Here is a 5,337-nt window from a genome sequence, read left to right as displayed (position 1 = left end):
TAATCAAATCATACTGACAGATAAGGCAACTATCGAGCTATCAGATACCAAGCGCCTAACGCTAGGGCTTAAGCGTGTCAGTCATGAGATTAAAGAGGTGCGCCAAATTTGGGAGCAGATCGCCAACGAAAAACTAGCCGAGTTTAATCATGATCTGATTGATTCACGCAGCTATGCCGAACAAGGGATTGATATTGAGCCACAGCTCAAAATGGGGGCAGTCGCTACCAAGCTAGAACGTGAAAAATATGAGCAAGAACTCAGAAAAGCAGAGAAAGCCAAAGCAAAGGGTGAGCATTACGAGATTGATAAAACACCGGCAACAGAGCTTGGCACCATCAATGAAATAATCAATGAGCGTAACGAGCTGGTTTGGAGCGTTGAGCTTACCAAAAATCAAAAAGTGAATGCTGCCGCTGACAAGATAATCTTTGAAAGTCGCGCTAACAACGAGCGAGAACAAAATGAGCAACGATTTAAAGATATTAAATACAGACTTGATATTAGCGAATACGAAGTTGGAGTCGGTAATATCAGAATTAACACAGTTAAACGAAGAATTGATGACAGTAAACAGCGAGTTGAGTTCAACAAACAGCGCACTCAAGGAGAGCAGCGAGGTGATACGTGGTCGCTTGAAAGAATTAGCGACATCATCGAGCACGTTGATGACAGCAAACAACGAGTTGAGTACAGCGAACGACGACTTGAGGATAGCAAACAGCAGCTTGCAGGCAGAATTGGAACAATCTATACAGCAGCCCCAAGCCCATTCAATGACGCAGCACGACGAGAAAGAGCTTCTAAGCTTGATCAGCAGCAAAGACGAGTTGATCAAGACGCTAGAAAACACTCTTACCGAGATGAGAGAATCCATCAGTATGCTGAACGTATAAAACTGTTTTTGGCTAGTAAATTATTGACACGAAATGATATTAACAACCGTATTCGTTGGGAAAGTTACGAAACAGCAGAAGATTATCCCGATAAATACGATAAAAGACAGATTGAAAAGCTAGATAACTTCGCGCAATCATTAGGCTTGCAGAAATCACGTGATTACAGAGTAAGCAGTAGAGACATTGCTAGTCACTTCACAGCTGATTTTGTAAATCAGAACAAACCAATAGTTAACTTAATCAAAAACCCAGCAGCTGAGCGAGAGCATTATAACAACGTGGTTAAAGACTTTGAGCGTTTCAAAAAGCAGATAGATGATAAGCGTACAGAGTTTAACGCTAGTCTTATAGAAAAGTTAGGCGGTAAAGGTGGTGATGTTGGAGAAATGGCTAGGGATATTATTTCATCGTTTAGTTATTTAGAAGCTCTAGATTCTTATATCGCTAATGATAATAGAGCTGATGAAGCTAAGGAGGCTGCCAAGCTACATCGAGCAGATACAATCAATTTCACGTGTATACAATTCAAACATGCGCTTTTCGATGTTCACAAGCTACCATCTAACGAACGTGAGAAGCACTCAGATGCGCTCAGAACGTCTTTAAACAGTTTTATTGAACAATATAGCTCAGAGTTATCTGAAGACCAAAATACGGCAATACAGCGCGGTATAAACTCATTCAATCACTATCAAAATGGAACTGTTACTCGAAGTCACGGTTTGAGTCGCTAGTAAATCATTTTTTTATTCTTTTTTAACCCCTTTAATTCCTTTTAAGATATTTTAAAAGATTTTAAAAGATTTTAAACACCTTCAAACCATTTATATATATAGGCTTCAGAGGCTATATGACTACAAATCCAAGGTTTAATGACTACAAATCCAAGGTTTAATGACTACAAATCCAAGGTTTAATGACTACAAATCCAAGCTATTTAACTACATTATTGTTATAGTATGTAGTTAAATGCTTTTTAGGGTGTGTAGCAATGAAAAAAATCTCAGACATGGTAGTCAAAAGTAATTCGTTGATTGAAGCTAGTTATTCTCTTACGGTTCAAGAAATAAGGTTGCTTGATATAGCTCTAGCTGACTTAACGACTTACGAAGAAAGTGAGAAACAGCTAACGACTATGTCCGAGTTTGTAGAAGTTAGAGCAGATGAATATGCCAAGATGTACGGGGTTGATATGAAAACAGCTTATACAGCCTTGAGAGAAGCTAGCGAAAAATTATTCGTTAGATATTTCACATATAGCGTTCAAAGCGAACAGTTTCCAAGTCATCAAGAGCATCGGAAGTCTCGATGGGTTTGGAACATAGCTTATATAGAAGGTCAGGGGCTAGTTAAATTAGCGTTTACTCCTGATCTGATTAGCCTTGCAGGAAAGTTAAGAGGTAACTTCTCACGCTATCACCTTGAGCAAAAAGCTCCGTTAACAAGTGTTTATGCTCATCGTCTCTATGAAATGATGATGCAGTGGCGGAATTCTAAAGTAGTCCCTTCAATCCCATATCACGAGTTAAGACATAGGTTTGATATCGCTGACGATGAATATGTGAGAATAACGAATTTTAAGGCTAGAGCGTTAGAGCCAGCAATTAAACAAATTAATGAACATACTGATATAACTGTGAGCTATGACCAGTACAAGGAAGGGCGCAAGGTTGTAGGCTTTATTTTCAAATTTAAATTTAAGCAGACAACGAAGCCTATTATTAAAGATACCAACAAAGATACTAATAAGACCGCCAGTGCTGATAAGCCGATCACTAAGCGTACACCCAAAGTTATACCTACAATGAGCGCACCACAACGAAATACATTTGCTAATAAGCTAGCAAATCATTTTGATTTTACTAGAGACTATAGCGCACAGACTTATGGCAAGAGCCGTGGAGAAGTAGTTACATGGATTGAGGAAGGATTGCAAGACGATAAGAAGCGTCAAGAATGGCGCAAATATCTATTGTTGGCAGGCTATGAGTTCCCAATCCGATAAACACCTAAAACAGAACGTTATAAGTGGTTCCATTATAGCAGTCTGTTTTAAGTGGTCTGTTAATAGGTTTGAAGGGTGAAATAGCTGGTTCCCTTGGGGTATAGCCTAAAAAAATTAAGGTGAACATAAAAAATGACAGAAGATCATCATTATATTTCTCATAAAACTATGGTTAATCTATTAAACGATTTATCGCCCTTTAATTATGCTTATTTTTATGGATTTTTTGCAATTTTTTTCACTTCTTTAATACTAGGCTCCAAGTTCAAAAACTATCAAGGTATTACTCCCTTTGCACAATCAATGGAATTAGCTTCGGGTAGAATAAGGTTGCTGAACGATGCAGTTCTACTATATTTTGTATTAATATTTTTTATAATTACTCTCACTTATTTCATGAAAGGGGTATCAAACAAAGTTGTCAGGGAATTTAAACTAGCGGCAAAAAACCCAGATAAGTTAAATCATGCAGTCGGTGAAAATCCCAAAAGAACTATTCTTATAACTGCATTAATATTACTTTTTATAAATATAGGTTGGTTTATGTTCTTTGGCTTTACCTCAGCGGGAAACTCAAGAATCATGAGAAGCTTTCTAGTGGGTTCTGAATATTTCATTATAATAAATATTTTCTTAGGTTTTTTGTCAAACTTTTATCTATTAGTCTATTCATTAGTAATGATGGAAGGACGCAAGCACGTCGTATTCTCACGCTAAGCTCATATATGGTAAATAAAAATAATGATCCAAAAGCTCACTACATGTACACAACGAAGTACACTGCTGTTACTCCAACAACTCGAACCATCGCTACCACTAGCCTACAGCCGAAGATTCAAGTCCTCACTAGGGAACCGAACTGCTAATCTACCTCAATGCTCTTTATCTTATAAACAAACTCTGGCTCATTAATATAACCCATAGCCCTATCCCAAAGTGGATTGGTTTTATCTAAAAGATTATTGGCGAGCGCTTTAATCTCAGGGGGCGCATCGCTCCTAAAATACCCTTTGTTATCTTTATTCTTATCGTAGCTTACTCCAGTTATTCTAAATTTCTTCGCAACCACTCCTGCAAGCTTTTGCTGTTTTATGTCTTCATGAGCAGTTGCCCAAGTAATCGCTCTTACAGCAAAATAATAACGTCGATCATCAAACTTTCCATGAGTAAAATATTCTGTTTTTGGAGGGTATTTTGGTTTTATCTTCCTTTGATAAATAGCTCCTACTACTAAGCGAAAATGTAACTTGTCGTCAGACATCTCATAGCGTTGACAATGGGCTATATCAACCCAATGCCCTTCTGATTGTGAAAGATTTTGTTTTACAAAGAGCACTGCACAAGCTTCATCAGAATTTGCATACTCACGATATCTCTTAAGTAAATCGTTATCCATTAACCTTCCTTTATCTTGTTTTCATCGTTATTCCCAGTAACAACCTTACCACCAAGCCCCTTTACCAAATCTGCCATCAACTCCTTATCTGTCTGTCTGCTCAAAAAATCTAACAGATTATCAGCTGTGTATTTCTTTAAGCCCCCCACTGAATCATTCTCTAAAGCATCTACTAGAAAAGCACCGAGTAGTATTTTTTGCCTTGTCAGCTTCTTATCTAACTTCTGTTTTTCTCTATTTATCTTAAGCTCAAGATCATTAATCTTCTGCTGTTCTTTTAAATCATTACCACCTAGTAAGCTCATATCATACCCTTATATCATTAATTTTTTTACTCACCTGACTATAGCAACTTCGCCAATAGCTAACAACAGTTTATGATATAGTTATTCGACAGATGGTTGCGTCCCACTGACTAAGTGCGAGTTTTCGACTTTACAAATGTCTAGTCCTATCGGACACACATTTATAAAATCAAAACATCGGCAGGGGCAAAGCCCCCACACCCCCAACACTATGAAAAGACGTAGTGCTAAAAACTAAAAAATAGAGCTTTTAGTAATGGCTATTTTTATCGCATCGACTAAATCAATATCTCGAAGTAACGGACAAAGTGCTGTTGCCAGTGCAAGCTATCGCGCAGGTGTTGAGCTAGAAGATAAACGCTATGGTAAGACCCACGATTACTCAAAAAAGCATGGGGTAATGAGTGCGGATATCATTTTACCGTCAGCATTGGCTGCTGCCAATGCTGATATTGATCGTAGTGATTTATGGAACAAAGCGGAAGCTGCCGAAAAAAGAAAAGATGCGCGTGTGGCTCGTGAATGGTTAATCAATTTACCGTATGAGCTGGACGAGCAAAACCGCAAAGAGCTAGCGCATACCTTCGCCCAAACGCTTGCGGATCGTTACGGCACGATTGCCGATTGCGCTATCCATCAACCGACCCAAAAAGAAGTTGATCGAGGGGCAGATCCTCGCAACTTCCACGCTCACATCATGTTTACTACTCGAACCGCAGAGCTGGACGCAGA

6 protein-coding genes are annotated in these 5,337 nt (G+C 38.5%); 4 read left to right on the top strand and 2 right to left on the bottom strand.

What is annotated here, in order from left to right; all coding sequences use genetic code 11:
• The 3 genes from AC5JPY_RS13210 to AC5JPY_RS13200 all read left to right on the top strand — a co-directional run.
• Positions 1-1,633: MobA/MobL family protein (locus tag AC5JPY_RS13210; RefSeq protein ID WP_493852757.1), on the top strand; the 1,633-nt coding region annotated here is incomplete at its 5' end.
• Positions 1,634-1,890: 257 nt separating this feature from the next.
• The gene (repM, locus tag AC5JPY_RS13205; RefSeq protein WP_493852756.1) at positions 1,891-2,904 is read left to right on the top strand and encodes a replication initiation protein RepM; all 1,014 of its coding nucleotides are present in this window, start codon (positions 1,891-1,893) and stop codon (positions 2,902-2,904) included.
• A 132-nt stretch (positions 2,905-3,036) separates the two neighbouring features.
• Positions 3,037-3,621 carry a hypothetical protein gene (locus AC5JPY_RS13200; RefSeq protein ID WP_493852755.1) on the top strand — a complete coding sequence of 195 codons (585 nt, stop codon included), beginning with the start codon at positions 3,037-3,039 and terminating at the stop codon, positions 3,619-3,621.
• Between the two features lie 145 nt (positions 3,622-3,766).
• Here AC5JPY_RS13200 and AC5JPY_RS13195 read toward each other — a convergent pair whose 3' ends face one another.
• Together AC5JPY_RS13195 and AC5JPY_RS13190 are read right to left on the bottom strand one after the other, a co-directional pair.
• On the bottom strand, positions 3,767-4,300 hold the full coding sequence (locus AC5JPY_RS13195) for a hypothetical protein (protein WP_493852754.1): 534 nt from the start codon (positions 4,298-4,300) through the stop codon (positions 3,767-3,769).
• On the bottom strand, positions 4,300-4,605 hold the full coding sequence (locus tag AC5JPY_RS13190; protein ID WP_493852753.1) for a mobilization protein MobS: 306 nt from the start codon (positions 4,603-4,605) through the stop codon (positions 4,300-4,302). Before AC5JPY_RS13190 ends, AC5JPY_RS13195 begins: the two co-directional genes overlap by 1 nt.
• 256 nt (positions 4,606-4,861) lie before the next feature.
• Between AC5JPY_RS13190 and AC5JPY_RS13185 the strand changes: the two genes are divergently transcribed.
• Positions 4,862-5,337: MobA/MobL family protein (locus AC5JPY_RS13185; RefSeq protein ID WP_493852752.1), on the top strand; the 476-nt coding region annotated here is incomplete at its 3' end.

Source organism: Psychrobacter sp. H27, assembly GCF_059072655.1.
This window is presented reverse-complemented; position numbering and strand designations above follow the sequence as displayed.